Here is a 25,613-nt window from a genome sequence, read left to right as displayed (position 1 = left end):
CGATGCCCATTGCACCAGGAAGTGCGGTGTCACGTCATGTGCCCGACGTACAGCCACACGCCACACACGATAGCAACCGTCCCATACACCGCATACACGGGCAGCTTCAGCTTTGCGAAGCACACGCCCGAGAACAGCGCCGTCACGAGATACGACGGTTCGAACGGTACATTGCGCACGATACGCAGCACCGCGACGGCCAGAAACGCCGTCGTCACCGCGCGCAGTACGCGCATGCCGTGCTCGAAGCGCGGGTTCGTCTTCAGTTGATGCAGGTGTCGTTGCGCGAGCACAACGAGGCAGCCCGACGGCACGAAAAGCGCGATCGTCGCGATCAGCGCGCCGCGCCATCCTTCGACCAGATAGCCGAAGAACGGCACCACGTTCAGGAGCGGCCCCGGCGACAAGGGCGATAGCGAAAATGCCAGCGTGAAGTCGTTGTTGGTCACGCCGACAGTGGGCGTAACGAACAGCGTCTTCAACACGGGCAGCGCGGAGAAGCCACCGCCGAACAGCGTCAATCCCGCACCCGCGAGACGCGGCCACAACAGCGCGAGTTCATAGCGATGCGGCAGTGGCACCGCGAAGATCAGCAGCAACACACACAGGCCGATCAGCAGCCGCCAATCGCCGGCGCTGAGCGTCGTCGACAGGCGTGCACCGCGCGCGTCGCTGCGCGCCCAGCCCGACATGAACGCCGCACCGAGAATGCCGATATACGCGGCAGGCGTATGCGCGCCGACCAGCGCGATGCTGCCGAGCACGGCTGCCGTCCATTCGAGCCGTCCGCGCACGAGCGCGCGCGTCTGCTTGTACCAGGTGACGCCGATCAGCGTCGCGAGCACGACGCCGAAATGATTGAGCAGCGTCTGCGAGGCGACTTCGCGCACGATCGGCGTGCGGTAGAAGATCGCGAACGCCGTCATCAGCATGAAGAAGGGCAGGACGCTCGCGATACCCGCGACCCACGCGCCCGCGCGTCCGCGCAGTACATGGCCGAGTTGCACCGCGACGTTGCAGCCGACGGGGCCCGGCACCATCCACGCCAGCGCGACGATGTCGGAGTACGCGAGATGCGTGAGACGCTCCTCGCGCTCGACGTAGTGGTTCTCCAGTTGCGCCATCAGCGCGAGTCCGCCCCACGATAGCGCGGACAAACCGAACACGACGCGAAAGAGCGTCCAGAGCGGCTCGCGCTCGTGGCATCGCGTGGCTTGGTCTCCGGTCGGCGCATGGAGCGCCGTCATCTGCCGGGCTGGCTGCATGTGAACACCTGTTGGGCTGGTTTCTTGTCCGGCGCGCACTGTCGATGGCCGCGACTGCGCGCGCTGAGGTCATGCGAGGTCGAGCGCGTTCGCCCGATATGTGTCGATACCGCTTGTCGTCTGCTGGCGTAATGCCTTGCAGCAGCGGCACCCCGCGGACGCGGGCCGCACCCCTCAGGCCGATTCGTTGCTCGTGCTGGTGCTCGCGGCGTCGCTGCTGTCAACGTCGCCTGCGTGGGCGTGACGCGTGGTGCCGCACACGCCGAAGCGCTCAAGCAAGGACGGAATGGCGTCAGCGGGCACGGGCCGCGAGAACAGAAAACCCTGTGCTTCGATGTGCCCCAACGCCGCGAGCCACGCAATCTGTTCTTCCGTCTCCGTGCCTTCGACCACCACCGTCAGCCCCAGCGAGCGCGCCAGATTGACGATGGCCGTCACCATCACGCACACGCTGCGGTCGCCTGGAATGGCCTGCACGAACGAGCGGTCGACCTTCAGTGTGTCGACCGAAAAGCGGTTCAGATACGACAGCGACGAATAGCCCGTGCCGAAGTCGTCGAGCGCGATGCGCACGCCGAGCCGCTTCAACGCGAAGATCTTTTCGGAGACGAGATCGGGATACTCCATCATCGCCGTCTCGGTGATTTCGAGTTCGAGGCGGCGCGCCGCGATACCCGTTTCCTCGATCGCTTGCGAGATCGTCTCGAACAGATCGCCGCGCCAGAACTGTACGGCCGAAATGTTCACGGCGAGTGACAGCGTGTCGTAGCCCTGTTGCTGCCATTGCGCGAGCTGCCGGCACGCGGTGCGGATCACGAAGTCGCCGATGGGCACGATCAGACCCGTCGATTCGGCAACCGGGATAAATTCGTTCGCGGGAATCAGGCCGTGCTGCGGATGATTCCAGCGCACCAGCGCTTCGAAGCCCGTGATGCAGCGGCGCGCGAGATCGATCTTCGGCTGATAGGCGAGGAACAGTTGCTGGTCGGCGAGCGCGACGCGTAGCTGCTGTTCCCACTTCATCAGATGGTCCGCGCGATGCGACAGATGCGGCGAGTAGAACTGATAGCAGTTCTTGCCCGCGTCCTTCGCGCTGTACATCGCGAGGTCGGCTTTTTTCAGCAGGTCGATTTCGCTTTCGTTCGCAACCGAGTAGAGCGCGATGCCGATGCTCGCATGCAGTACGAAGGAACTGCCGCGTACTTCGAACGGTTTCGCGAACACGTCGGCGATCGCTTCCGCGAGCGTCACCGAGCGTTTCTCGACATCTTCGCCCTTGATCACGACGACGAACTCGTCGCCACCGATGCGCGACAACGCGCCTGCGTCGGCGACGGCATCCGCGAGACGCGCGGCTGTCATCTGCAGCACGATGTCGCCGGCGTTGTGGCCGAGCGTGTCGTTGACGGTCTTGAAGTTGTCGAGGTCGATGAAGAGAATCGCGAGATGCCCGAGGTTGGCCGGTTGCGCCACGTCGTGACGCAGGCTCTGCAACGTCGAGTAGCGGTTGCGCAGACCCGTGAGCAGATCGAACTCGACGAGATGCGTCATCTCGCGCTCGCGTCCCAGCAGCTTGCCGATCAGACCCGTGGCGACGGCGAAGAAGCCGAGCATCGCGAGCGAGATAAAGCTCGCCATCAGCAGATAGACGTTGCGCGTGTGGTTGTAGTCGGCGAATTCTTCGGCCTGCGACAGACCGACCAGCACGCCGAGCGGATAGCCGTCGATATGCCGGTACGACACGATGCGCGTGACGTTGTCGATCGAATCGACGTAGGTGCCCGACACATGCTCCGAAGTCGGATAGACGCCCGTCGCCGTGAACACGCCTTGCGCGTGGTCGGCGTTGCCCGTGCGGCGCGCGAGCACCGCGCCGCTGTCGGAGATCACCGCGATGACGCCTTCACGTCCGATGGCCGCGTTGTTGTAGAAGTCGCTCGTGAAATAGCTCGGGTCTTCCGACACCACCACGACACCCGCGAACGAACCATCGGGGTGATTCAAACGGCGCGTCATCTGCAAGGTCCAATGGCCCGAGACGCGGCCGAGCACGGGCTTGCTGATGAACAGCTGGTCGTCGTTCTCGTGCTCGTGAACCCTGAAGTGCTCGCGGTCCGACAGGTCGATCGGTTTCGGATTGGGATCTGCCGTGTTCGCGATGAGCTTGCCGTGCTCGTCGATCAGCGAAACCTGCACGAGTGTTTCGCTTTGCACGACGCCTTTTTCAACCGTGCTGCCGAGATCGAAACGTCCCGGCGTTTTTTCGAATTCGAATTTGACAAAGCGCGTGATCTGATCGACCTGGTGAATCGCCTTCACCGTGTGCTGTTCGAGTGCCGCCGACAAGATCGCCGCCGACGCCATCGCTTCGCGATACGTTGTTTCCTTCTCAACCGACAGCCGCGCGAAGATAACGGTCCACAGCAGCACGAGCACCAGCACGCCGAGCGCGGGAATCGCGAGCAGCGCGCGTCGGCGGGTTCCCGCCGGATCGAGGCGGTGCCTGACGTCGCGGGCGGAAGCGTGGCGGAACTGATTCATCGGCTGGACCGTGACCCTGTGCCTTGCGGCTGTGCTTGTGTTGCGGTGTTTGCGTTTCGGTTGACTGCGCGAATGTTAAAGCAACCGGCTGCTTTGACGATTTGACACGCCGCAGTCGCGACGTGGGAGCAGGGGCGCGTGGTGGCGAGCCAAACCACCCATTGGTCATCGGTTACGATTTGATATTACTGAATGGGCAATAATTAAGGAAGGGCTGGCGCATCGGGTATACGCTGTCCCTGGCGGGCATACGGGCAACGTTTGCGCGAATCGCGTGCATTGCCCGAACAGGCGCATCAGGCGGACGTTTGAAAGATTTTGTCGAAACCGCGGCATGCATGATCGATTGCCGCAATGAGAGTTCGACAGCCATCATGACAATGCGGCCATTCATGCAGAGTGCATGAATGGCCGCATTTGCGTTGGATTGGGGCATTTTATGTGTGCGCATCGAGTGGATTTTTAGAACATCCAGGTGACGCGCAAATGTCAATTCAGTCGCCGCTCATTCCCCGCCCATTCCCATTAATTGCCCGTGCAGTTTTACGGCAGACGGAATGTGCCGTCGATAATCGTCACCGACGCGCCGCCTATCCACGTCTTGCCTGCTGCGTCGTCGTAGCGCACATGGACATCGCCGGCGCGGCCGAGCACGGTGCCCTGGCGCACGGTGTACTGATTGCCGGGCCGCGTGTTCTGCGCGGTGAGCAGCCCCGCGACTGCGGCGTTCGCGCTGCCCGTGACAGGGTCTTCCCCTATGCCGAGGCCGCCGCCCATCATCAGGCAGCGCAACTCGAAGGTCGCCGGTCCGTTCGCGTCATGCGGGCCATAAGCGGCAATGCCGTGTGCGCCCACCGTTTGCGCGACACGACCGAGCGTTGCCGCATCGGGATCGAGCGCGAGACATGCGCTCGCCGACTTCATACGGATGACGAGCCATTTCGGACCATTGTCGACACCGCACGGCTGCGCCGTGTAATCGATTGCATCGCTGCGCAAGGCTTCCGCGAGCGCCGCGTATTCGCTCTGCGCGAGCGGCGTCACGCGCGCGGGCGGCGCAGCGAACGCCCACACGTTGCGCGCGCTATCTTCTTGCGTCAGTTCGATCAAGCCCGCTGCGCATTGCTGGACGAGGCGGCCCGGCTGCTTCGGCTGATTGCCCGCTTCGCGCCAGGCGTGCGCGCTGCCGAGCGTCGGATGGCCGGCGAACGGCAACTCGCCTCGCGTCGTGAAGATGCGCACCCGGTAATCGGCCGACGGGGCGGTCGGCTTTAGCAGGAACGTCGTCTCCGACAGATTCGTCCAGCGCGCAATGGCCTGCATCTGTTCGGTGTCGAGTGTGTCCGCATCGAAAATCACCGCGAGCGGATTGCCTTTGAACGGCACGGACGTGAATACATCGACTTGTTTGAAACGGACGGTTTGCTCTTGCATCGTGTGTCCCTGTTCGGTGTCTGACCTGGGGTTTGTGCGCAGTGCGGTGTTCGCGTGTCGTGTTGTGACGGCACAACGTCGAGGCGGGAACGAGGTCGAACGTAGATAAAAAAACGCCGCCGATGACGCTTTCACATCATCGGCGGCGCGTTAGCGTCGGTACTGATTCGCGAAAGGCGCTCGCAACAACGAACGCCTCACGCGTGGTTCCGCGCCGCTTATTGCACCTCGGCGATCAGTTCGATCTCGACGCATGCGCCAAGCGGAATCTGCGCGACGCCGAATGCCGAACGTGCGTGCTTGCCACGCTCGCCGAACACGTCGGCGATCAGTTCCGATGCGCCGTTCGTCACGATGTGCTGCTCGGTGAAATCGAGCGTCGAGTTCACGAGGCTCATCACCTTGACGATGCGCGTCACCCGGTTCAGGTCGCCGACATGCGCATGCAATGTGGCGAGCAGATCGATCGCGACCGAACGTGCGGCCGTCTTGCCTTCTTCCGTGCTGACGTTGTCGCCGAGCTTGCCGGCCCACACCTTGCCGTCCTTCTTCGCAATGTGACCCGACAGGTACACCGTGTTGCCGCTTTGCGCGCTCATCACATACGCGGCTGCGGGCGCGCCCGCGACGGGCAACTCGATGCCCAGTTCCTTCAGCTTGTCATACACATTCGATTGAGCCATGACGTGTCCTCGTCGATGAATGGAAAGAATCGTAAAGCGTGCGCGCGACCGATGGCGATTCGCTACTGGCCGCGCGCTCGCGCCGTGAGAGGCGCGCGATGGCGCATCTTACAGCGGGTGTTCAGACGCGCGCACGGATGAGTTCCGCGAGACGCGCGACGCCTTCGTCGATTTTCGCGGGCGGCACGGTCACGAACGACAGGCGCAGCGTGTTGTGCTGCGCTTCGTTCGCGAAGAACGGACCGCCCGGCACGAACGCGACGTTTTGCGCGACGGCTTCTTCGAGCAGCTTCATCGAATTGATGTGCTTCGGCAGCGTCACCCAGATGAACATGCCGCCTTCCGGCCGGTTCCACGTCACGCCTTCGGGCATGTAGCGCTCGAGTGAACCCAGCATCGCTTCGCACTGGTCGCGATAGAGCGCGCGGATTTTCGGCACGTGCGTATCGAGGAAGCCGTCTTTCACGACTTCATGCACGATGCGCTGCGTGAAGCTGGGCGTGTGGAGATCCGTGGCCTGCTTGGCCTGCACGAGCTTGAAGTGCAGTTCTTCGGGCGCAATGATGTAGCCGATGCGCAGGCCCGGCGCCAGCACCTTCGAGAACGAACCGAGATGCACGACGTGATCGGGCGACATCGACAGCATGGTCGGCAGCGGCTCGCCACGATAGTCGAGCGCGCCGTACGGATCGTCTTCGATGACGGGGAAGGGCGCCGACTTCGCGAATTCGGCGAGCGCGCGGCGGCGCTCGATGGGCAGGCGGCGTCCCGTCGGATTCTGGAAGTTCGGCTGCGCGTACAGCAGGCGCGCGCCTTTAGTCAGCTCGGGCGTGAGGCTTTCGGGGATCAGGCCGTTATCGTCCGTCGGGACCTGCACGTAGTGCGGCTCGTACATCGAGAACGATTGCAGCGCGCCGAGATAGGTCGGCGTTTCGACGAGCACCGGGCTTTCCGGGCACACCAGCACCTTGCCGAGCAGATCGAGCGCCTGTTGCGAGCCCGTCGTGATCAGCACCTGCGAAGGACGGATCTGCGCGCCGTTCACTGAATAGCGTTGCGCAACCCATTCGCGCAGCGGCAGATAACCTTCCGTCGCGCTGTACTGGAGCGCGGCGGCGGGCGAATCGCGCAGAATGCGGTCGGAGGCCGCGCGCATTTCTTCAGCCGGGAAGGTGGCCGGCGAGGGCAGGCCGCCCGCGAACGAAATGACCTCGGGACGCTCGGTGACCTTCAGGATTTCGCGAATCGCCGAGCTGGTCAGCTTGCGAGCGCGTTCGGACAATTGCCAGGTCGGGGCATTGAGGTCGCTTTGATTCATGGTCTCCTCGTCGGTGTAGCGGAACAGGTGGTCGGTCAAAAGAAGGATTATCGCGCGAACTCGTCACGCGGCGCGAACCGGCCGCACGGCCGTATGCACGGTGGCCTTGCGGCCTAGCATCACAGTGGCGATTACGGCCGCCGCGAAAATCCATGTGATGGGCGCGACGGTCTCGCCGAAAAAGAGCGCGGAGAACGCCATCGTGAAGAAGATCTGCAGCAGTTGCACCTGGCCCACGCGCGCCGTCCCGCCCATGGCGAGCCCCGCGTACCACGCGAAAAAGCCGATGAACTGCGAGAACACCGTGACATAGCCGAACGCGAGCCACGTTTTCAGCGCGACGGGGCCGGGATGCGTGACGTGCTGTTCCCAGCCGAGCCACGCAACGGGAACGAGCAGGAACGGCGCCGACACCACGAGGGCCCAGCAGATCACCTGCCAGCCGCCGATCTGTCGCGCGAGCCGCGCGCCTTCCGCATAGCCGAGCGCGCCGATGCCAACGGCGACCAGCATCAGCAGGTCGCCCACCTGAAGCGCGCCGCCGCCCGCCTGCAAGGCGAACGCGATGACGATCGCGCTGCCCACGATGGCGCTCGCCCAGAATGCCTTCGACGGACGCTCGTGCGACAGCCACGCCGCGTAGATGGCGACGCACAGCGGCTGCAAGCCATTGACGACGGCACCGTGCGACGCGGGCACGGTCTTCATCGCCCACGCGGAAAACACCGGAAACGCGACGATCACGCCCAGCGACACGACGGCGAGGCTTTTCAATTGCGGCAACGTTGGCCGCTTTTCGCGGCGGACTGCGAGCAGCACGGCGGCGGGAACGGCAGCGGCGAGCGCGCGGCCCAGGCCGTTCAGCAGCGGGCTGAATTCGGCGACGACGATGCGGGTCATCGGCAGCGTCAGACTGAAAATCACCACGCCGATCAGGCCGAGCAGCATGCCCTGGGTTTCGCGCTTCATTGCTTCTGTCTCTCTATGTTTGGTTTATTTGAGCGTACGCAGTCCGCTCGGGGTTTCGATTTCGGCTGCTAACGCGGGCGCGCCGTCCGTGCTTTCCAGCCCGATCAGATGAGCCGCGCCGAGCCATTGCAACTGCTGCGCGACGACATCGGCCTGCGGATGCCAGCCCTTCAGCGCCTTCAACGCGAGACCGGTTTCCGGCAGTAAATCCGACGGATGGCGCGGCGTGTCCCACTGGATCAGCGACGGCACGACACCGTCGCCCACGCCTTGCCACGACGGGAATGCGCCGTCGTCGGCGACCGTCAGGCTCCAGGTGAAATCGCCGCGCGTCATCGGCACGACGGTCGAAATGCGCTCGGGATACTGCTGTTGCCACAGGGCCAGATTTTTCGGCCGATCGACGCGCGCAACCCAGTGCGACAGATACGGACCCTTCGCGAGGCGCTCGTGCACGGCGGGATCGTCGAGCGCGAAGAGGCGCGCACGGGCGTCTGGGGATTGCGCCGCGTTGGGATCGATCGCGATCACTTCCAGATACGCGCCGCCCCACAGATTGAGCAGCCGGTTGTGCGTGCGCATCGACGGATGCGCGCCGCCGCCCGACGGCGCGAAGCCGAGCGTGTCGGCGACGTATTGCGTGCCTTCGTCGAGGGTGCGGGCGGAAACAACGAGGTGATCGATATGTAGCGTTTGTGCGGTCATGGCTGCAAGTGGACGGTCGTTCTGCTGAAGGCCGTTGCGGCAGGCAACTGTCTGTCGCGTGCCGGCGGCCAGGCGAATCCGTAAGAATACCGTTTGGCTTGCGGCCGGACCATGCGCGGTGCGGCACGGCCGGTATCAGCGGGCTTTGCGCCGCGTCGGATGGAGCGCGCAAATGGAGCTAAAACGGGACGGAAACGGGTAAAAAACCGGTCGAAAACAGTCGCAAGAGGCTGAGCTTCGATTCAAATGTACCGACAGTGACCGGCACAGTAACGGTACAATCGCTTCGATACTATTCGGTACAGTTGTCCGCGCGTCTGATGGACTTCTGTCCTCGCAACGGGTAGAGCCCGCTGCGCGCCGTTCCCGACGTTGCCCTTGCAGCACCCGCTGGAGTTCGCCATGTCCGTCCCGCTCGACCTGATTCCCGCTCCTCACGACGCTTCGGCGCTGACGCTCGTCGATCAGCTCGTGCAGTGGGCGCGCCGCCGCATCGAGGAGCGCGTGTTCCGCCCCGGCATGCGCATGCCGTCGATCCGCAAATTGGCGCTCGACAAGGGCGTGTCGCGCTTCACAGTCGTCGAGGCGTACGAGCGGCTGGTCGCGCAGGGCTATCTGGATTCGCGGCGCGGCTCGGGCTTTTATGTGCGCGAGCGGCTGGCGTCCGGCCCGCTGCCCGTCGAGCGCCGCGCCGCCGCGCCCGACACGGCGCCCGCGCCGAGCACGATCGATGTCGTCTGGCTGTTGCGCAACATGCTCCACACCTCGACGCGTCCCGAGCGCGGCCCCGGCCTCGGCTATTTGCCGGCCCGCTGGCTCGACGGCGAACTGATCACGGGCGCGCTGCGCACGCTCGGCCGGCAAAGCGGCGCGCAGATGCTCGGCTTCGGCACGCCGCAAGGCTTCCTGCCGCTGCGCCAGCAGTTGCAGACGCGGCTCGAGGAACTGGAGATCGGCGCGTCGCCGGAGCAGATCGTGCTTGTGTCGGGCATCACGCAGGCCATCGACCTGATCGCGCGGCTTTACGTGCAGCCGGGCGATTCTGTGATAGTCGGCGATCCGGCGTGGTTCCAGATGTTCGGGCGCTTTGCGTCGCAGGGCGCGCGCCTGGTCGGCATGCCGTACACGCCGGACGGCCCCGATCTCGACGCGCTGGAAACGCTGGTGCAGACGTGGCGGCCGAAAATGCTCGTCCTGAACTCCGTGCTGCAGAACCCGACGGGCACCTCGCTGACGGCGGCTCAGGCGTTCCGCATCCTGCGGCTCGCGGAGGAATACGATTTCATCGTCGTCGAAGACGATATCTACGGCGATCTCTGCCCGCCGGGCTTTCCCGCGACGCGCCTCGCGAGCCTCGACCAGCTGAAGCGCGTGATCTATCTGGGCAGCTTCTCGAAGACGCTGGCGGCGAATCTGCGGGTTGGTTTCATCGCGTCGTCGCTGGACGTCGCGAAAGCCGTCACCGATCAGAAGATGCTGGTCGGCATGACGACGCCCGAACTGAACGAGCGCGTGCTCTACAAGATCCTGACGGAAGGGCACTACCGGCGGCACGTGGAACGGCTGCGCGCGCGGCTCGACGGCGTGCGCGACAAATCCGTGCGGATGCTCGAAAAGACGGGCCTGCGCATGTTCCAGACGCCCGCGGCGGGCATGTTCGTGTGGGCCGACACGGGCGTCGACGCCGACGCGCTGGCGGCCGCCGGCCACGAGGAAGGCTTTTTGCTGACACCGGGAAGCCTGTTCTCGCCGCAGCAGTCGCCGACCACGTGGATGCGCTTCAACGTCGCGAACTGCGGCGACCCGGCGCTGCCCGTGTTCCTGTGCCGTTATCTGGACGGCGTCGCGCGGCGGGCTTCTTGAGGGTCACATGAGGGCCGCATGAGAGCCACTTGAAGCCTCTTGAATTGGCGGCGCGTGCCCCCATTTGACCGGGCAACGTCTGAAAGCGCGCCGTGCTTCCAGACACATTCAGCTTCGAATCCACGAATCAACCTGCAATAGAAGGGGAAAACCGACCATGGCACAAGAAACCATGAGCTTTCAGGCAGAAGTGAAACAGCTTCTGCACCTGATGATCCATTCGCTGTACAGCAACAAGGAAATCTTCCTGCGCGAACTGATCTCGAACGCGTCGGACGCGGCGGACAAGCTTCGTTTCGAAGCGATCGCCGACAGCACGCTGTACGAGAACGATCCGAACCTGCGCATCCGCGTATCGTTCGACAAGGCCGCGCGCACCATCAGCATCGACGACAACGGCATCGGCATGAGCCGCGACGAAGCGGTCGCGAACCTCGGCACGATCGCGCGCTCGGGCACCAAGGAATTCTTCGGCAAGCTGTCGGGCGACCAGCAGAAGGACGCGGCGCTGATCGGCCAGTTCGGCGTCGGGTTCTATTCGGGCTTTATCGTCGCGGACAAGATCACGGTGGAAACGCGCCGCGCCGGTCTGCCGGCGTCGGAAGGCGTGCGCTGGACGAGCGCGGGCGAGGGCGATTTCTCGGTCGATACGATCGAGCGCGCGCCACGCGGCACGACGATCACGCTGCATCTGCGCGCCGATGAAGACGAACTGCTGTCTTCGCACAAGCTCAAGTCGATCATCCAGAAGTATTCGGATCACGTCGCGCTGCCCATCCTGATGCAGAAGGAAGAATGGGACGCGGAAAAGAGCGAGATGGTCACGAAGGACGAGGACGAGACCGTCAACCAGGCGAGCGCGCTGTGGACGCGCGCGAAGAGCGACATCACCGAAGAGCAGTACAAGCAGTTCTACCAGCACCTGTCGCACGATCATCAGGACCCGCTGACGTGGACGCATAACCGTGTGGAAGGCCGCAGCGAGTACACGCAGTTGCTGTACGTGCCGTCGCACGCGCCGTTCGACATGTGGAACCGCGATCATCGCGGCGGCCTGAAGCTGTATGTGAAGCGTGTGTTCATCATGGACGACGCCGAGCAATTGCTGCCCGCGTATCTGCGTTTCGTGAAGGGCGTGGTCGATTCGGCCGATCTGCCGCTGAACGTGTCGCGCGAACTGCTGCAGGAAAGCCGCGATGTGAAGGCGATCCGCGAAGGTGTGACCAAGCGCGCGCTGTCGATGCTCGAAGAACTGGCGAACTCGGAAGAAGCCGCCGAAAAGGAAAAGTACACGACGTTCTGGAAGGAATTCGGCCAGGTGCTGAAGGAAGGCATCGGCGAAGACTTCTCGAACAAGGAGCGCATCGCGAAACTCGCGCGTTTCGCGTCGACGCATAACGACTCGTCCGAGCAGACGGTATCGCTGGCGGATTACGTCGCGCGCATGAAGCCCGAGCAGTCGAAGATCTACTACGTCACGGCGGATACCTATCAGGCCGCGAAGAATAGCCCGCACCTCGAAGTGTTCCGCAAGAAGGGCGTCGAAGTGCTGCTGCTGACGGATCGCGTCGACGAATGGATGCTGTCGTTCCTCAACGAGTTCGACGGCAAGCCGCTGCAAAGCGTCGCGCGTGGCGACCTCGATCTGGGCCAGTTGAACGATGAAGAAAAGCAGGCGCAGGAGAAGGTCGGCGAAGAACTGAAGCCGCTCGTCGAGCGCATGAAGGAAGCGCTCAAGGACAAGGCGAAGGACGTGCGTCTGACGTTCCGCCTGACGGATTCGCCGTCGTGCCTCGTCGCTGATGAGGGTGATATGAGCGGCTATCTGCAGCGCATGCTGAAGGCGGCAGGGCAGAATGCGCCGGCGTTTCATCCGATTCTCGAGGTGAATCCGGAGCATGCGCTGGTCAAGAACCTGAGCGCCGATAACGCGAATTTCGATGACTGGTGTCATCTGTTGTTCGATCAGGCGCTGCTGGCGGAAGGCGGTTCGCTCGAAGATCCGGCGAGTTTTGTGAAGCGGACGAATGCGTTGTTGTTGGCGCGTTAATCGACGTGGCCCACTGACCGTCTCGCGATGATAAGAATGCGCTGCTTTGGCAGCGCATTTTTTTGCCTGCGGTTTGCGCCCGACCAGGTCAGCGCTCCATCGAAGCCCGCTCATGCTGCCGCACCTGAGCGAGCACCGAACCCGCCAGTTCCTTCGCCTCGGCGCACGCGTGCGGATCGCCGAGCACGTGTCCGGCAACCTTGCCGATCCGCGCGCTCGTGTGTTTGCTGGTGTGATGCTGCGCGAGCGCAGAGCCCGCGAGTTCTTTTTCTGTCTCCAATACGTTCGCGCGCTTCAGTACGAGAGCGGCGAGATGGGCAATGCGATCCGATGTGGCTTTGTCGTGAGCGGTCATACGAACCTCCGTGGTGCAAGTGGGATGAATGAGCGATTGCCATCGACGGGATGGATCGACTCGCCCTTATCTTCAACGGCGGCTTTTCGCATGGGTAGCAGACCGATCTGAACTGCATGCCGGATTTGTCTTCGCGTGGGTCGGGGGTTTTCTGGCTGAAAGGAGCGGATACGCCGCGCGCCCTATAATGCGGCCCATGCCTATCCGTTTCGATGCTGCCGACGCGCATTGGCGCGTCGCGCCCCTTCCGGTTTTCTCGCCTGATCAAAAAGACTGGCTCACACGCGGCGGTTCGCTGACGGCGCACTTGCGCACGCTCGGCGCGGTCGCGGTGCGCGTGACACGCGAGGCCGTCGATCTGCCGTTCGACGACGAAACCACCGCGCTCGCCATCGCGCCGCGCACGCCCGTGTGGGTGCGTGAAGTCGTGCTATCCGTCGATGGAAAGCCGTTCGTCGCCGCGCACAGCATCGTGCCGCTCGCGGCGAGCACGGGCGTGTGGCAGGCGATGCGCCGTCTGCGCACGCGGCCGCTCGCGGAACTGTTGTATAGCGATAGCAGTGTGTCGCGTTCGTCGCTGGTCAGCCGACGCTTGACCGCGCGCCATCCGCTGCATCGCCTTGCTTTACGAGAAATGGGTGACGCACCGATCCATGCGTTGCTCGCGCGACGTTCGGTATTCGAGCGTTACAGCGAGCCGTTGATGGTCACTGAAGTCATGCTGCCCGCGCTGTGGGCCCGTCTCACGATGCGCGATCACAAGCACGCGGCGGCGCAGCCGGTGCCGCGCGATCATGGACAGGCGCTCGATCACACGGCATCGCGTGCTGATGTCAACGCAAAGCGGGTGAGTAAGCAGGGCGAGGTGCGCTGATGCTGCGCGGCTTTCCGCCCGTCGTCGCCGAGACCACGCATACGCTGATACTCGGCAGCTTTCCCGGCGAAGCGTCGCTCGCGGCGACGCAGTATTACGCGCATCCGCGCAATCAATTCTGGCGTTTGCTCGGCACGGTGATCGGCGAACCGCTGCACGATCTCGATTACCCGACGCGGCTGGAACACGTGTTGAAGCATGGCATCGGCGTGTGGGACGTGCTGGCCGCGTGCACGCGCGAAGGCAGTCTCGATGTGGCGATCCGCAACGCGACGCCGAACGACTTCGCATCGTTCCGCGAGTACGCGCCGAAGCTGAAGAAGGTCTGCTTCAACGGCAAGACGGCGGGGCGCTTTGCACCTGTGATCGCGGAGGCGGGCTACGAGACGCTGGTGCTGCCGTCCTCCAGCCCCGCCAATGCTATGCTCTCGTTCGACCAAAAATTGCGCCTGTGGCGCGAGATCCTCACATGACGAAACTGATCAAGCGCGCTTCGGCCGAGGCGCGTGCTTTCCGCAACCAGCAATCGGCCGCACCGAAGCAACGCATTTCGCGCGCAAAAACCCGCGCGTCGCGCGACGAAGACGACTTCAGCGACGTCGCGAAAGCGTCGGTGATCGAAGCGCCGCGCAAGCCGCGCTTCGCGCCCGTCACGTTCTCGGAAGAGGGCGGCGTGCGCTACCTGCACTTCGGCACGGAATGGGTGCAGGGCGCGATGCGTCTGTCGAAGCCCGATCACATCGAACTCGAATACGCACAGCAGATGATGGCCTGGCTGCTGTTCCTCGAAACGCCGAAGCGCATCGTGCAGCTCGGCCTTGGCACCGGCTCGCTGACAAAATTCGCGCACCGCTACCTGAAGCGCGCACAGGTCGAAGCCGTCGAACTGAATCCCGCCGTGGTGATCGCAGCGCGCACGATGTTCAGCCTGCCCGCCGACGACGCGCGCCTCACCGTGCGCGAAACCGACGCATGGGAATTCGTCAACGACCGCGCGAACCACGGCACGATCGGCGCATTGCAGATCGATCTGTACGACGCGACCGCGCGCGGCCCGGTGCTCGACAGCGTCGCGTTCTATCGCGCCGCGCGCGCGTGTCTGACGCAAGCGGGCGTCGTCACCATCAATCTGTTCGGCGATCATCCGAGCTTCGTGCGCAACATGAAGCGCCTGAACGAAGCCTTCGATGGACGCGTGATCGCGCTGCCCGAAGTGCATGATGGCAACCGCATCGCAATCGCGTTCTCGGGCCCGGCAATCGACGTGCCGTTCAAGCAATTGCAAGAACGCGCAACGCTGATCGAGGCAAAGCTCGCATTGCCCGCGCGCAAGTGGGTCAAGGGCTTGCAGGAATCGACAGGCCAGAACGACACGTTTGCAATCTGACGCGCATCGCATAGGGATCTGACAATCCCCGCGCTGGTGCAACGCCAGCGCGCTGACGCGACCGCCGTGCCCCGGCCGGCACGGCAGTCTCGACACATTCATTCAGCCGGCATCGCGCCGCGCGTCTCAACAAAGCAGCGGAGCTGTCTGCTTTCGTGTCCGATCTCACACTCTGCGACGCTTCGACTATTGACAACACCGTTGCGTTTAGGGTCACCCCTGCTTGACCGGTCGTTCGCCACTCCGATACTCTTTCGGGGCTTTCGGGGCGCCCAGTCTGTTATCCGCAGTCGGGTCCATCTGCCCGCCAGACGCGGGACACAATTCAATAAAAGGTAAGAGGAGACGTCATGGCTCACGACGCCGACGCCAACAAGGCCAGCAAGCACTGGCTGTGGCTGTTGCTGTTACCCTGGATCGCGATGATCTGGGTGCCGTCCTACAACAAGATCGAACCCGTGCTATTCGACTTCCCGTTCTTCTACTGGTACCAGCTCCTGTGGGTGCTGATCAGCGCGGTCATTACGGCCGTCGTGTACTTCAAGACCAAAAACCGCTCGAAGGGAGGTGCACGATGAACGCCACCGCAACCTTCGTCTTCGTTCTGTTCTTCATCGGTGTCACGATTCTCGGCTTCATCGCTGCGCACTGGCGTCGCGGCGATCTCGCGCATCTGGAAGAGTGGGGCCTCGGTGGCCGGCGCTTCGGTACGGTCGTCACGTGGTTCCTGCTGGGTGGCGACCTGTACACCGCCTACACGTTCATCGCCGTCCCGGCACTCGTGTTCGGCGCGGGCGCGACGGGCTTCTTCGCGCTGCCTTATACGATCCTGATCTATCCGTTCGCGTTCGTCGTGTTCCCGAAGCTGTGGAGCATCTCGAAGCGTCACGGCTACGTCACGTCCGCCGACTTCGTCAGCGCGCGCTACGGCAGCCGCATGCTCGCGCTTGCCGTCGCCGTCACGGGCATCGTCGCGACGATGCCGTACATCGCGCTGCAACTGGTCGGCATCGAAGTGGTGATCGGCGCGCTCGGCTTCGATACGAAGGGCTTCGTCGGCGATCTGCCGCTGATCATAGCGTTCGCAATTCTCGCCGCCTACACGTACACGTCGGGCCTGCGTGCGCCTGCCATGATCGCCGTCGTCAAGGACGTGCTGATCTACATCACGATCGCTGCCGCGATCATCGTGATTCCGCCGCAACTGGGCGGCTTCGGGCATATCTTCAGCGCGGTGCCGCCTGCCAAGCTGCTGCTCAAGGCACCGGACGTGTCGAGCCTGAACGGCTATAGCGCGTACGCGACACTCGCGATGGGCTCGGCGCTCGCGCTGTTCCTTTACCCGCACTCGATCACGGCCGTTCTGTCGTCGTCGTCGGGCAACACGATCCGCCGCAACATGGCGATGCTGCCCGCGTACTCGCTGGTGCTCGGTCTGCTCGCGCTGCTCGGCTTCATGGCGCTCGCAGCGGGCGTGAAGGACATGCCGGAGTTTGCGCCGTACTTCAAGGCGTTCGGCCCGAACTTCGCAGTGCCCGCGCTGTTCCTGCACTTCTTCCCGTCGTGGTTCGTCGGTGTCGCGTTCGCGGCGATCGGCATCGGCGCGCTGGTGCCGGCCGCGATCATGTCGATTGCAGCCGCGAACCTGTACACGCGCAACATCCACAAGGAGTTCGTGAACCGCAACATGTCGCACGAGCAGGAGACCAACATCGCCAAGCTCGTGTCGCTGATCGTGAAGGTCGGCGCCGTCGCGTTCATTCTCGGTCTGCCGCTCACGTATGCGATCCAGTTGCAACTGCTCGGCGGCATCTGGATCATCCAGACGCTGCCCGCCATCGTGCTCGGCCTCTACACGCGCGTGCTCGACTATCGCGGCCTGCTGCTCGGCTGGGCGGTCGGCATCGCCGTCGGCACGTGGATGGCGATTTCGCTGAAGCTCGCCGGCTCGATCTACACGATCCATATCGGCGGCCTCGCGATTCCGGGTTATGCGGCTGTGTGGTCGCTGATCGTCAACCTCGTGGTGTCGGTGATCGCCAGCCTCGTGGTGCGCGGAATCGGCATGAAGCACGCCGAAGACCGCACGCGTCCGGAAGACTATCTGGACGTGCACGAAGCCTGATCTCGCCTCGGCTTGTTGCCTGACAGGAAAGCCCGCAGCGAATGCTGCGGGCTTTTTTTCTGGCGCGGCGCGCGGGATATGTGGACGCGAATGGCCGCATGCCAGTGCTGTCCCGGGTCGACATCGTTTATGCTCGTGTGGTCGCTGTCTTTGCCGCGCAACCCCAACCTGGGATGACGTATGGCTCTCTCCGACCCGCAACCGAAGCCGCCGCGCAAGCCCGTCACCGGCACGCCGCCGGGAACGAACGACGCGGTCGCCGCGCGTCTCGCATCGCGCCGCACGCGCATCGGCCGGCTCGTGCGCGCGGTCACGTCGCCTTATTACCGCTATCGCCACGCCAAGTTCTTCCACAGCCTGCGCGTCGGCCTCGCGATGCTCGTGTCGATCCTCGCGACGACGGGCATCGATATTCCGCACGGCATCTGGTCGTCGGTGACGCTGCTGGTGGTGATCGGCGGGCTGCAGCATCACGGCAACATCCGCAAGAAAGCGGCGGAGCGCGCGGCGGGCACGCTGCTCGGCGCGACGCTCGGGCTTGCGCTGATCCTGCAGCAGAACCTGTTCGATTCGCTGACGCTCACCTATGTGCTGATGTCGGTGATTGCCGCCGTGTGCGCGTGGTTTGCGATCGGCAGCGCGGGTTATGTGGCGCTGTTGACGGCGATCACGATGTGCATCGTCGCGGGACACGGCGACAACATGATCGACACAGGCCTTTGGCGCACGCTGAACGTGCTGATCGGCATCGTGATCGGGCTGGCGTTTTCGTTCGCGCTGCCGTTGCACGCGACGTATTCATGGCGCTATCTGCTCGCCGACAATCTGCGCGAATGCGCGCGCATCTACACGCGGATGACAACGGGCGTGCCCGTCGGCAGCGACGAGCAGGTTGCCGCGTTCATCCGCATGGGCAAGCGGCTGGTGCAGTTGCGCTCGCTGATGCCGTCGGTGGCGAAGGAAATCGATCTGCCCATTGCGCAGCTAGATGAGATCCAGCGCTTGCATCGTTCGATGCTTAGCGCGCTCGAAATGCTGTCGACAGGCACGCTCGCGCATCCGGATCGGCGCGACGCGTTCGCGCAGCGTTGCGGGGCGGAGGCGAACGCAGTGCGATTGACGTTGCTCGCCGCTGCGCGTGCGTTGCGCTTCGCGGGCGCGACGCAGTTCCGGATGCCGGACGCGTCGACATCGTCATCAATGCCGGAAGCGAAGCAGGGCGCGCAGACACCGTGCGAAGAAATGGCCCCTGATTTACAGGGGCCGTACTGGCTCGCGCAGCGCTTCGCCGAGCAGGTGGAACGCTTGCGCACGCTGCTCGCGGCGAGCGAGCCGAACTGGAACATCGAACGCGGCGCGAGCGATGCGCCCGCGCGTCAATGACCAGTCAGCTTGCGTGCTTGTCGCCTTCGTGCGGGTTGGTGACCATCCACATCACGCCGAACTTGTCGACGACCATGCCGAAGCCCGTGCTCCAGAACGTCGCCTGCCACGGCATCACGACATTGCCGCCTTCGCACATCGCGTTGAAGGTCTTTTCGCCTTGCGACGGATCGTCGACGGTGATCGACAGGCCATAGCCCGTGTGCGTGCCGGAGCCGGGCGTGTCGTCGCAGTTGCCGTCGGACGCCATCAGTTCCGTCGCACCGATCTTGACGGACGCGTGCATGATCTTGTCTTCGGTGCCGGGGCGGATGGGTTGCTGCGGGTTCGGCGGCGCGTCCCGGAAACGCATCTGGAACAGCACTTGTGCGCCGAGCGTCTCGCCGTAGAACTTCAGCGCTTCTTCACAACGGCCATTGAAAAACAGATAGGGCTGGACTTGCATCGTTGTCTCCTGTCAATGGAATTGAGACGTCGTTTCGCGCGAACGCGCAGTGATGGAGTGCGAGGGAACGCACGCGTGCCAACGATTGTAGTCGCCGTTGCAGCGTCGAATGTGAAACTGTGTTGACCGAAGTAAAACCTGCCGAAGCCCAAACAGTGCGCTTACACATTGGGAAAAGAATGCGCGCGAAGCGGTAGAGAAAAGCGGCGCAGAACGGGCGATAAACAAAAAAGCGCGCGGGGCCTTGCGGGCCACGCGCGCCTTGCTTGCGCAGTGAATCAGGCGAATCGGGTCTTAACGCAGACCTTCGATCACCTTCTCGAGCTTGACGGCATCCGCAGCAAATACGCGAATGCCTTCGGAGAGCTTCTCGGTCGCCATTGCCTCGTCGTTGACGAGGAAGCGGAACGACGCTTCGTCCGTCGGCACGCGGGCGATGTCGGCAGCCTTGCTTGCTTCCGGCAACAGCTTGCGCTCGACCTTGTCGGTGCTGTCTTGCAGCTTTTGCAGCAGGTCGGGGCTGATGGTCAGCAGATCGCAGCCGGCCAGTTCGAGAATCTGGCTCGTGGTGCGGAAGCTCGCGCCCATCACTTCCGTCTTGTAGCCGAACTTCTTGTAGTACGCGTAGATGCGGCGCACCGATTGCACGCCCGGATCGTTCGCGCCGCCGTCGCGCGCTTCGTCCCAGTTGCTGCCGGCGTTCTTCTTGTACCAGTCGTAGATGCGGCCGACGAACGGCGAAATCAGTTGCGCGCCGGCTTCCGCGGCGGCGACAGCCTGCGCCAGCGAGAACAGCAGCGTCATGTTGCAATGGATGCCGTCCTTCTGCAGCACTTCGGCGGCGCGGATGCCTTCCCACGTCGACGCGAGCTTGATCAGCACGCGCTCGCGGCCGATGCCCTTCGCCTCGTACATCTTGATGAGTTCGTGTCCTTTTTCGATCGACGCCTTCGTGTCGAACGACAAACGGGCGTCGACTTCCGTCGATACGCGGCCCGGCACGATCTTGAGGATTTCGGTGCCGAAGGCGATCAGCAGGTTGTCGATGATCGCGCTGACGGGCTTCGACGCGTGATCGCGCACGGTCTTTTCGAGCAGCGGCTTGTACTCGTCCTTCTGCACGGCCTTCAGGACCAGCGACGGATTCGTCGTCGCGTCCTGCGGCTTGTATTGCGCGAGTTGCTGGAAGTCGCCGGTGTCCGCGACGACCGTGGTGTATTGCTTGAGTTGATCGAGTGCAGTAGTCATGTCGAGCCTTCGCTTCGAGGCGCACGCGCGCCATGGTCCAGGAAATGATGACGCGGCGCGAGGCCGCAATGCGCCTCGCTTTGCCACGCAAACGGCCGCGCAGGCGCGTCATCTGCGATGTCCACGTCTGAAACCGGGGATGTTACCGTGGAACGCCGCCCGCTACTTCTATTCTATGGCGGATCGGATGATGGTGGTTTGACAGGGGCACCCTCCGTCCGTTCGCGCCACGGCACCAGGCGCTTTCCGCCTTTCGCTTTCCCGCTACCTTGTCGCCTTCGTCAGCCGCGACGCGCGTTCAGCACGCCATGCGTAACGAGTCCGGCGACCAGCCCCCAGAACGCGGAACCGATCGACAGTAATGTCAGGCCGGACGCCGTCACCATGAACGTGACGAGCGCGGCTTCGCGCTGTCGTGCGTCCTGCATCGCGTTGGTGAGGCCGCTCATGATGGAGCCGAACAGCGCGAGCGCCGCCACCGACACCACCAGCGCCTTCGGCAGCGAGCCGAATAGCGCGGCGATCGTCGCGCCGAAAATGCCCGCGATCAGATAGAACACGCCGCACCAGACGGCCGCCATATAGCGCTTCGAGCGGTCCTCGTGCGCTTCGCGTCCCGTGCAGATGGCGGCCGTGATCGCCGCGAGATTCACGCCGTGCGAGCCGAATGGCGCGAGCAGAAGGGACGCCGCGCCCGTCGTCGCGATCAGCGGCGCGGACGGTGTCTCGTAGCCGTCCGCGCGCAGCACGGCGATGCCCGGCACGTTCTGCGACGCCATCGCCACGACGAACAGCGGAATGCCGATGCTGATCACCGCCGACAGCGAAAACGCGGGCAGCGTCAACACAGGCACGGCGAAGGCCACATGAAAGCGGCTGAAATCGAGCAGCCCGAGCGCGCCTGCAACGGCCGTGCCGACGACCAGCGTCGCCGGAATCGCATAGCGCGGCGCAAAACGCTTGATGACGAGATAGGTGAAGAACATCGCCAGCACGAGCGCCGTCTGGAATTGCGCAGCGCGGAAAATCTCGATGCCGATCTCGAACAGGATGCCCGCCAGCAGCGCGGCCGCGATGCCTGCCGGAATCCGCTTCATCAGCGTGTCGAACCAGCCGGTGAGGCCAATCAGCGTCAGCAGCAGCGCGCACACGACGAACGCGCCAATCGCCTCCGGATAGGCGACGTGCGGCAGCGACGAAACGAGCAGTGCCGCGCCGGGCGTCGACCACGCGACCACGATGGGCGCGCGAAACCGCAGCGACAGGCCGATCGTGCACAGCGCCATGCCCATCGACAGCGCCCAGATCCACGATGAAATCTGTGCGTCCGTCAGATGCGCGGCGCGGCCCGCCTGGAACATCAGCACGAGCGAACTGGTGTAGCCCGTCATCATCGCGACGAAGCCGGCGACGAGCGCGGACAGGGACGTATCGGAGAATGGCCGCAGCGGCGTGCGCGCGGCGCGGGAGAAGTCGGGGGAAGAAGAGGTCATCCTGCGTGTCTCTGTGTAGCGTCGTTGGTGTAATGGGTGCTGGCCGGGCAGCGCGCGCAATGCCGCTGCGGCCGCGGCGTCGTTGCGCTTCGGCTCGTGTGGCGGGCGGGCAAAACCCGGGATCTTACTTGCTTAGCGTGCGCATCGCCGTTTCGAGGCCGGCGAGCGTGAGCGGATACATCCGGTGGCCGAGCACTTCACGTATAACCGAAACCGACTGCCGGTATTCCCACAAGCCTTCCGGTTCCGGGTTCAGCCACGCGTGATGCGGGAAATGGTCGGCAAGCCGCCGCAGCCAGACGGCGCCCGCTTCGGCGTTGTTGTATTCGACCGAACCGCCCGCCTGGAGGACTTCGTAGGGGCTCATCGTCGCGTCGCCGACGAAGATCAGCTTGTAGTCGGGCGTGAACTTGTGCAGCACGTCCCACGTCGCCATCCGCTCGACATGGCGGCGGCGGTTGTTCTTCCACAGGAAATCGTAGACGCAGTTGTGGAAGTAGTAGAACTCGAGGTGCTTGAACTCGGCTTTCGTGGCCGAGAACAGCTCTTCCGTGCGCTTGATGTGATCGTCCATCGATCCGCCGACGTCGAGCAGCATCAGCACCTTCACGTTGTTGTGCCGCTCCGGGACCATCTTGAGGTCGAGCCAGCCGGCGTTCGCGGCCGTGCTGCGGATCGTGTCGGGCAGATCGAGTTCTTCGGCGGCGCCTTCGCGCGCGAAACGCCGCAGGCGGCGCAGCGCGACCTTGATGTTGCGCGTGCCGATTTCGACCTGATCGTCGTAGTCGCGGTAGGCGCGCTGGTCCCACACCTTGGTGGCCGTCCGGCTACCCGACGATTCGCCACCGATGCGGATGCCTTCCGGGTTGTAGCCGCCATTGCCGAACGGCGACGTGCCGCCCGTGCCGATCCATTTATTGCCGCCTTCGTGCCGGCCCTTTTGCTCGTCGAGCAGTTCCTTCAGGCGCTCCATCAGCTTGTCGAGGCCGCCCATCTTTTCGATCTGCGCTTTCTCTTCCGGGCTGAGATCGCGTTGCAACTTCTTCTTGAGCCAGTCGAGCGGCACGTCCAGCGCGAGATCGGCCTTCTGTGCAACGCCGTTGAAATACGCGCCGAACGCCTGATCGAACTTGTCGAAATACTGCTCGTCTTTCACGAGCGTCATGCGCGCGAGGTAGTAGAACTCGTCCAGCGACGGCTGGATCACGCTTTCCTTCAACGCTTCGAGCAGCGTCAGGTATTCCTTCACGGAAACGGGCAGCTTCGCGGCACGCAGCGTGTAGAAAAAGTCGATCAGCATGCCCTTGTCTCCGATCCGTGTTCGCCAGGCGTCAGTCGCGCAATCAGCGGTTGTTGCGGTTCATGAACACGAGCCGCTCAAACAGGCTCACGTCCTGTTCGTTCTTCAGCAGCGCGCCATGCAGCGGCGGCACGATCTGCTTCTGATCCTTCGAGCGCAGCGCTTCGGGCGGAATGTCTTCGGCGAGCAGGAGCTTGAGCCAGTCGAGCAGTTCGGAAGTGGACGGCTTCTTCTTCAGCCCCGACACGTTGCGAAGTTCGAAGAAGCTTTCCATCGCGGCGCGCAGCAATTCCTGCTTGATGCCCGGATAGTGGACTTCGACGATCTGCTGCATCGTCGACGGATCGGGGAACTTGATGTAGTGGAAGAAGCAGCGGCGCAGGAACGCGTCAGGCAGTTCCTTCTCGTTGTTCGACGTGATGATGACGAGCGGCCGGTGTTTCGCTTTCACCAGTTCGCGCGTCTCGTACACGTAGAACTCCATGCGGTCGAGTTCGCGCAGCAGGTCGTTTGGAAACTCGATGTCGGCCTTGTCGATCTCGTCGATCAGCAACACCGATTGTTCATCCGACTCGAACGCCTGCCACAGCACGCCCTTGACGATGTAATTGCGAATGTCTTTCACGCGCTCGTCGCCGAGTTGCGAATCGCGCAGACGCGATACGGCGTCGTATTCGTACAGACCCTGCTGTGCCTTCGTGGTGGACTTGATGTGCCACTGCAACAGCGGCATGTCGAGAGCCGCCGCGACTTCCTCTGCGAGCATCGTCTTGCCCGTGCCCGGCTCGCCTTTGATCAGCAGGGGCCGCCTGAGCGTCATCGCGGCATTGACCGCGAGCTTGAGGTCGTCGGTGGCGACGTATTGCGATGAGCCTTCGAAACGCATGACAGGACGCTCGTTCGGGAAAAATTCCAGTATAAGTCAGAAGCCCTGTTGCGCTCCGTGGGGCGCGCGTAAGGTGTCAGCCGCGTCGGACGGTATGCGCGGCGCGTGCAAGAGACGGATTTCCGCATGCGGCAATCCGCCGCGCCCGGACGGACGCCGGTTGTGACTGTCCCATTTCGGCATTTCGTGCGGCGCCTTGTGGCGCGGTGCTCTGCCGGGGCAGGGGTCGGGTCCTGTCCGGTGGACGCCCGGCGCGGCGTCGCGGTACAATTGGGCCGATTTTTTTTGGCCTGCGTGGCAACCCAGACAAGTAAAACGGCGCAGGCCGTAGCCTTTTTGGGCGCCCGTTCCCCCTCAAGCCAGGTTAAAAGAGCTATGAACAAATTCGTTGGCAAACATATCGTGGTCGCAGCGATGTCGGTGGCCGCGGGTTTTGCGGCAACTTTGGCGGCAACTGCGCAGGCAGCGGATATCGTGGGCGACGCCAAGGCGGGCCAGGGCAAGGTCGCGATGTGTATCGGCTGTCACGGTATTCCCGACTATCGTACGGCTTACCCCGAGGTGTACCGAGTGCCGATGCTGGGCGGCCAGAACCGGACCTACCTGGAAAATGCGCTGCACGCGTACAAGAAGGGCGACCGCCATTTCGACACGATGCATGCAATCGCTGTGACGCTGACCGACCAGGACATCGCCGACATCGCCGCGTATTACTCGGTGCAGACGGCCACTTCGAAGAATAATCCCGACAAATGAGTGGCGGCGCGCGTCAGCGCGTCATCGGCTCATTCAGTTCGCGGCGCAACCAGTTTGCATGGGACGGCGGTAGGCGCTAAAGCGCAAACGTCCGTCGACACAGGAGAATCCATGAAGAAGCATCCCCACGCACTTCATACGGTGGTCAAGGCTGCATGCGCGACGCTCGCGCTGGCCGGTTTTGTCGTCGCATCGAACGCGCACGCGGCGGATGCCGCCAACGGCAAGGCGCTCTCCGAGAGCCACAACTGCGCGGCCTGCCACGGCCCGAATCTGAACAAGCCCGTGACGCCCGAATATCCGAAACTCGCCGGTCAGCACGCGGATTACGTCTACTGGGCGCTGCGTCAGTATCAGATGGGCACGGGCAACCCGCATCTCGGCCGCAACAACGCGATCATGCAGGCGCAGGTGCAAAGCCTGTCGCCAAGCGACATGAAGGACATCGCCGCGTACATCGAATCGCTGGATGGCGACCTCGTGCAGAAGAAGTAAGCTGCCGCACGTTCGCTGACGGATCACGACAAACACCC

At 63.5% G+C, this 25,613-nt stretch carries 23 protein-coding genes; 10 read left to right on the top strand and 13 right to left on the bottom strand.

Annotated elements, in window-relative coordinates; all coding sequences use genetic code 11:
- Window positions 1-29 precede the first annotated feature (29 nt).
- The 7 genes from H1204_RS11905 to H1204_RS11875 form a co-directional block, all read right to left on the bottom strand.
- Window positions 30-1,247, bottom strand: coding sequence for a chromate transporter (locus H1204_RS11905; RefSeq protein ID WP_180730939.1), 1,218 nt, complete (start codon window positions 1,245-1,247; stop codon window positions 30-32).
- Between the two features lie 192 nt (window positions 1,248-1,439).
- Window positions 1,440-3,806 carry an EAL domain-containing protein gene (locus H1204_RS11900; protein ID WP_180728463.1) on the bottom strand — a complete coding sequence of 789 codons (2,367 nt, stop codon included), beginning with the start codon at window positions 3,804-3,806 and terminating at the stop codon, window positions 1,440-1,442.
- A 543-nt stretch (window positions 3,807-4,349) separates the two neighbouring features.
- Window positions 4,350-5,240 (bottom strand): PhzF family phenazine biosynthesis protein, encoded by an 891-nt coding sequence (locus tag H1204_RS11895; protein ID WP_180728462.1) that lies wholly within the window; start codon window positions 5,238-5,240, stop codon window positions 4,350-4,352.
- A 218-nt stretch (window positions 5,241-5,458) separates the two neighbouring features.
- Complete coding sequence (locus tag H1204_RS11890) at window positions 5,459-5,923, bottom strand: RidA family protein (RefSeq protein ID WP_054929978.1); 465 nt, start codon at window positions 5,921-5,923, stop codon at window positions 5,459-5,461.
- 121 nt (window positions 5,924-6,044) lie between these two features.
- Entirely contained in the window at window positions 6,045-7,241 is a 1,197-nt protein-coding gene (locus tag H1204_RS11885) for a PLP-dependent aminotransferase family protein (protein WP_180728461.1), read from the bottom strand.
- Window positions 7,242-7,304: 63 nt separating this feature from the next.
- Window positions 7,305-8,210, bottom strand: coding sequence for a DMT family transporter (locus H1204_RS11880; RefSeq protein ID WP_180728460.1), 906 nt, complete (start codon window positions 8,208-8,210; stop codon window positions 7,305-7,307).
- Between the two features lie 24 nt (window positions 8,211-8,234).
- Window positions 8,235-8,915: a VOC family protein gene (locus H1204_RS11875; protein WP_180728459.1), complete on the bottom strand. Its 681-nt coding sequence runs from the start codon at window positions 8,913-8,915 to the stop codon at window positions 8,235-8,237.
- Between the two features lie 402 nt (window positions 8,916-9,317).
- On the opposite strand from H1204_RS11875, the gene H1204_RS11870 reads away from it, so the two are divergent.
- Both H1204_RS11870 and htpG read left to right on the top strand, forming a co-directional pair.
- On the top strand, window positions 9,318-10,778 hold the full coding sequence (locus H1204_RS11870; RefSeq protein ID WP_180728458.1) for a PLP-dependent aminotransferase family protein: 1,461 nt from the start codon (window positions 9,318-9,320) through the stop codon (window positions 10,776-10,778).
- A 157-nt stretch (window positions 10,779-10,935) separates the two neighbouring features.
- The gene (gene htpG, locus H1204_RS11865; RefSeq protein ID WP_180728457.1) at window positions 10,936-12,828 is read left to right on the top strand and encodes a molecular chaperone HtpG; all 1,893 of its coding nucleotides are present in this window, start codon (window positions 10,936-10,938) and stop codon (window positions 12,826-12,828) included.
- Window positions 12,829-12,916: 88 nt separating this feature from the next.
- On the opposite strand, the gene H1204_RS11860 is transcribed toward htpG, so the two are convergent.
- Window positions 12,917-13,183 (bottom strand): hypothetical protein, encoded by a 267-nt coding sequence (locus tag H1204_RS11860; RefSeq protein ID WP_180728456.1) that lies wholly within the window; start codon window positions 13,181-13,183, stop codon window positions 12,917-12,919.
- A 196-nt stretch (window positions 13,184-13,379) separates the two neighbouring features.
- Between H1204_RS11860 and H1204_RS11855 the strand changes: the two genes are divergently transcribed.
- The 6 genes from H1204_RS11855 to H1204_RS11830 all read left to right on the top strand — a co-directional run bounded on the left by H1204_RS11855 (window position 13,380) and on the right by H1204_RS11830 (window position 18,952).
- On the top strand, window positions 13,380-14,057 hold the full coding sequence (locus H1204_RS11855; protein ID WP_180728455.1) for a chorismate lyase: 678 nt from the start codon (window positions 13,380-13,382) through the stop codon (window positions 14,055-14,057).
- Window positions 14,057-14,530 carry a DNA-deoxyinosine glycosylase gene (locus tag H1204_RS11850; RefSeq protein WP_180728454.1) on the top strand — a complete coding sequence of 158 codons (474 nt, stop codon included), beginning with the start codon at window positions 14,057-14,059 and terminating at the stop codon, window positions 14,528-14,530. Before H1204_RS11855 ends, H1204_RS11850 begins: the two co-directional genes overlap by 1 nt.
- Complete coding sequence (locus H1204_RS11845; RefSeq protein ID WP_180728453.1) at window positions 14,527-15,444, top strand: spermidine synthase; 918 nt, start codon at window positions 14,527-14,529, stop codon at window positions 15,442-15,444. Before H1204_RS11850 ends, H1204_RS11845 begins: the two co-directional genes overlap by 4 nt.
- A 350-nt stretch (window positions 15,445-15,794) precedes the next feature.
- Window positions 15,795-16,022, top strand: a complete 228-nt coding sequence (locus tag H1204_RS11840) for a DUF3311 domain-containing protein (protein WP_042310297.1) — start codon at window positions 15,795-15,797, stop codon at window positions 16,020-16,022.
- Entirely contained in the window at window positions 16,019-17,569 is a 1,551-nt protein-coding gene (locus H1204_RS11835; RefSeq protein ID WP_180728452.1) for a sodium:solute symporter, read from the top strand. The genes H1204_RS11840 and H1204_RS11835 overlap by 4 nt, the downstream gene beginning before the upstream one ends.
- A 180-nt stretch (window positions 17,570-17,749) precedes the next feature.
- Window positions 17,750-18,952, top strand: coding sequence for an FUSC family protein (locus H1204_RS11830; protein ID WP_180728451.1), 1,203 nt, complete (start codon window positions 17,750-17,752; stop codon window positions 18,950-18,952).
- A 4-nt stretch (window positions 18,953-18,956) separates the two neighbouring features.
- Here H1204_RS11830 and H1204_RS11825 read toward each other — a convergent pair whose 3' ends face one another.
- The 5 genes from H1204_RS11825 to H1204_RS11805 form a co-directional block, all read right to left on the bottom strand.
- Window positions 18,957-19,397 (bottom strand): VOC family protein, encoded by a 441-nt coding sequence (locus H1204_RS11825; RefSeq protein WP_180728450.1) that lies wholly within the window; start codon window positions 19,395-19,397, stop codon window positions 18,957-18,959.
- 294 nt (window positions 19,398-19,691) lie between these two features.
- A complete protein-coding gene (gene tal / locus H1204_RS11820; protein ID WP_180728449.1) occupies window positions 19,692-20,645 on the bottom strand; it encodes a transaldolase in 954 nt (317 codons plus the stop codon).
- 281 nt (window positions 20,646-20,926) lie between these two features.
- Entirely contained in the window at window positions 20,927-22,138 is a 1,212-nt protein-coding gene (locus tag H1204_RS11815) for a benzoate/H(+) symporter BenE family transporter (RefSeq protein ID WP_180728448.1), read from the bottom strand.
- Window positions 22,139-22,262: 124 nt separating this feature from the next.
- Window positions 22,263-23,438, bottom strand: a complete 1,176-nt coding sequence (locus tag H1204_RS11810) for a VWA domain-containing protein (protein WP_042310286.1) — start codon at window positions 23,436-23,438, stop codon at window positions 22,263-22,265.
- A gap of 43 nt (window positions 23,439-23,481) precedes the next feature.
- Window positions 23,482-24,324: a MoxR family ATPase gene (locus H1204_RS11805; protein ID WP_042310284.1), complete on the bottom strand. Its 843-nt coding sequence runs from the start codon at window positions 24,322-24,324 to the stop codon at window positions 23,482-23,484.
- 375 nt (window positions 24,325-24,699) lie between these two features.
- Between H1204_RS11805 and H1204_RS11800 the strand changes: the two genes are divergently transcribed.
- Window positions 24,700-25,080: a cytochrome c gene (locus tag H1204_RS11800; protein WP_180728447.1), complete on the top strand. Its 381-nt coding sequence runs from the start codon at window positions 24,700-24,702 to the stop codon at window positions 25,078-25,080.
- Between the two features lie 111 nt (window positions 25,081-25,191).
- Window positions 25,192-25,575, top strand: a complete 384-nt coding sequence (locus H1204_RS11795; RefSeq protein WP_091780313.1) for a c-type cytochrome — start codon at window positions 25,192-25,194, stop codon at window positions 25,573-25,575.
- Window positions 25,576-25,613 lie beyond the last annotated feature (38 nt).

Source organism: Paraburkholderia sp. PGU19, assembly GCF_013426915.1.
In the GTDB taxonomy this organism is placed as follows: Bacteria; Pseudomonadota; Gammaproteobacteria; order Burkholderiales; family Burkholderiaceae; genus Paraburkholderia.
Note: the sequence above shows the minus strand (reverse complement) of the source record. Positions and strands in the feature narration are given on the sequence as shown.

Excerpts from the sequence above, each read along its gene's own strand:
- H1204_RS11905 (WP_180730939.1), bottom strand. The coding sequence starts at position 1,247 with ATGACGGCGCTCCATGCGCCGACCGGAGACCAAGCCACGCGATGCCAC.
- H1204_RS11900 (WP_180728463.1), bottom strand. The coding sequence starts at position 3,806 with ATGAATCAGTTCCGCCACGCTTCCGCCCGCGACGTCAGGCACCGCCTC.
- H1204_RS11895 (WP_180728462.1), bottom strand. The coding sequence starts at position 5,240 with ATGCAAGAGCAAACCGTCCGTTTCAAACAAGTCGATGTATTCACGTCC.
- H1204_RS11890 (WP_054929978.1), bottom strand. The coding sequence starts at position 5,923 with ATGGCTCAATCGAATGTGTATGACAAGCTGAAGGAACTGGGCATCGAG.
- H1204_RS11885 (WP_180728461.1), bottom strand. The coding sequence starts at position 7,241 with ATGAATCAAAGCGACCTCAATGCCCCGACCTGGCAATTGTCCGAACGC.
- H1204_RS11880 (WP_180728460.1), bottom strand. The coding sequence starts at position 8,210 with ATGAAGCGCGAAACCCAGGGCATGCTGCTCGGCCTGATCGGCGTGGTG.
- H1204_RS11875 (WP_180728459.1), bottom strand. The coding sequence starts at position 8,915 with ATGACCGCACAAACGCTACATATCGATCACCTCGTTGTTTCCGCCCGC.
- H1204_RS11870 (WP_180728458.1), top strand. The coding sequence starts at position 9,318 with ATGTCCGTCCCGCTCGACCTGATTCCCGCTCCTCACGACGCTTCGGCG.
- htpG (WP_180728457.1), top strand. The coding sequence starts at position 10,936 with ATGGCACAAGAAACCATGAGCTTTCAGGCAGAAGTGAAACAGCTTCTG.
- H1204_RS11860 (WP_180728456.1), bottom strand. The coding sequence starts at position 13,183 with ATGACCGCTCACGACAAAGCCACATCGGATCGCATTGCCCATCTCGCC.
- H1204_RS11855 (WP_180728455.1), top strand. The coding sequence starts at position 13,380 with ATGCCTATCCGTTTCGATGCTGCCGACGCGCATTGGCGCGTCGCGCCC.
- H1204_RS11850 (WP_180728454.1), top strand. The coding sequence starts at position 14,057 with ATGCTGCGCGGCTTTCCGCCCGTCGTCGCCGAGACCACGCATACGCTG.
- H1204_RS11845 (WP_180728453.1), top strand. The coding sequence starts at position 14,527 with ATGACGAAACTGATCAAGCGCGCTTCGGCCGAGGCGCGTGCTTTCCGC.
- H1204_RS11840 (WP_042310297.1), top strand. The coding sequence starts at position 15,795 with ATGGCTCACGACGCCGACGCCAACAAGGCCAGCAAGCACTGGCTGTGG.
- H1204_RS11835 (WP_180728452.1), top strand. The coding sequence starts at position 16,019 with ATGAACGCCACCGCAACCTTCGTCTTCGTTCTGTTCTTCATCGGTGTC.
- H1204_RS11830 (WP_180728451.1), top strand. The coding sequence starts at position 17,750 with ATGGCTCTCTCCGACCCGCAACCGAAGCCGCCGCGCAAGCCCGTCACC.
- H1204_RS11825 (WP_180728450.1), bottom strand. The coding sequence starts at position 19,397 with ATGCAAGTCCAGCCCTATCTGTTTTTCAATGGCCGTTGTGAAGAAGCG.
- tal (WP_180728449.1), bottom strand. The coding sequence starts at position 20,645 with ATGACTACTGCACTCGATCAACTCAAGCAATACACCACGGTCGTCGCG.
- H1204_RS11815 (WP_180728448.1), bottom strand. The coding sequence starts at position 22,138 with ATGACCTCTTCTTCCCCCGACTTCTCCCGCGCCGCGCGCACGCCGCTG.
- H1204_RS11810 (WP_042310286.1), bottom strand. The coding sequence starts at position 23,438 with ATGCTGATCGACTTTTTCTACACGCTGCGTGCCGCGAAGCTGCCCGTT.
- H1204_RS11805 (WP_042310284.1), bottom strand. The coding sequence starts at position 24,324 with ATGCGTTTCGAAGGCTCATCGCAATACGTCGCCACCGACGACCTCAAG.
- H1204_RS11800 (WP_180728447.1), top strand. The coding sequence starts at position 24,700 with ATGAACAAATTCGTTGGCAAACATATCGTGGTCGCAGCGATGTCGGTG.
- H1204_RS11795 (WP_091780313.1), top strand. The coding sequence starts at position 25,192 with ATGAAGAAGCATCCCCACGCACTTCATACGGTGGTCAAGGCTGCATGC.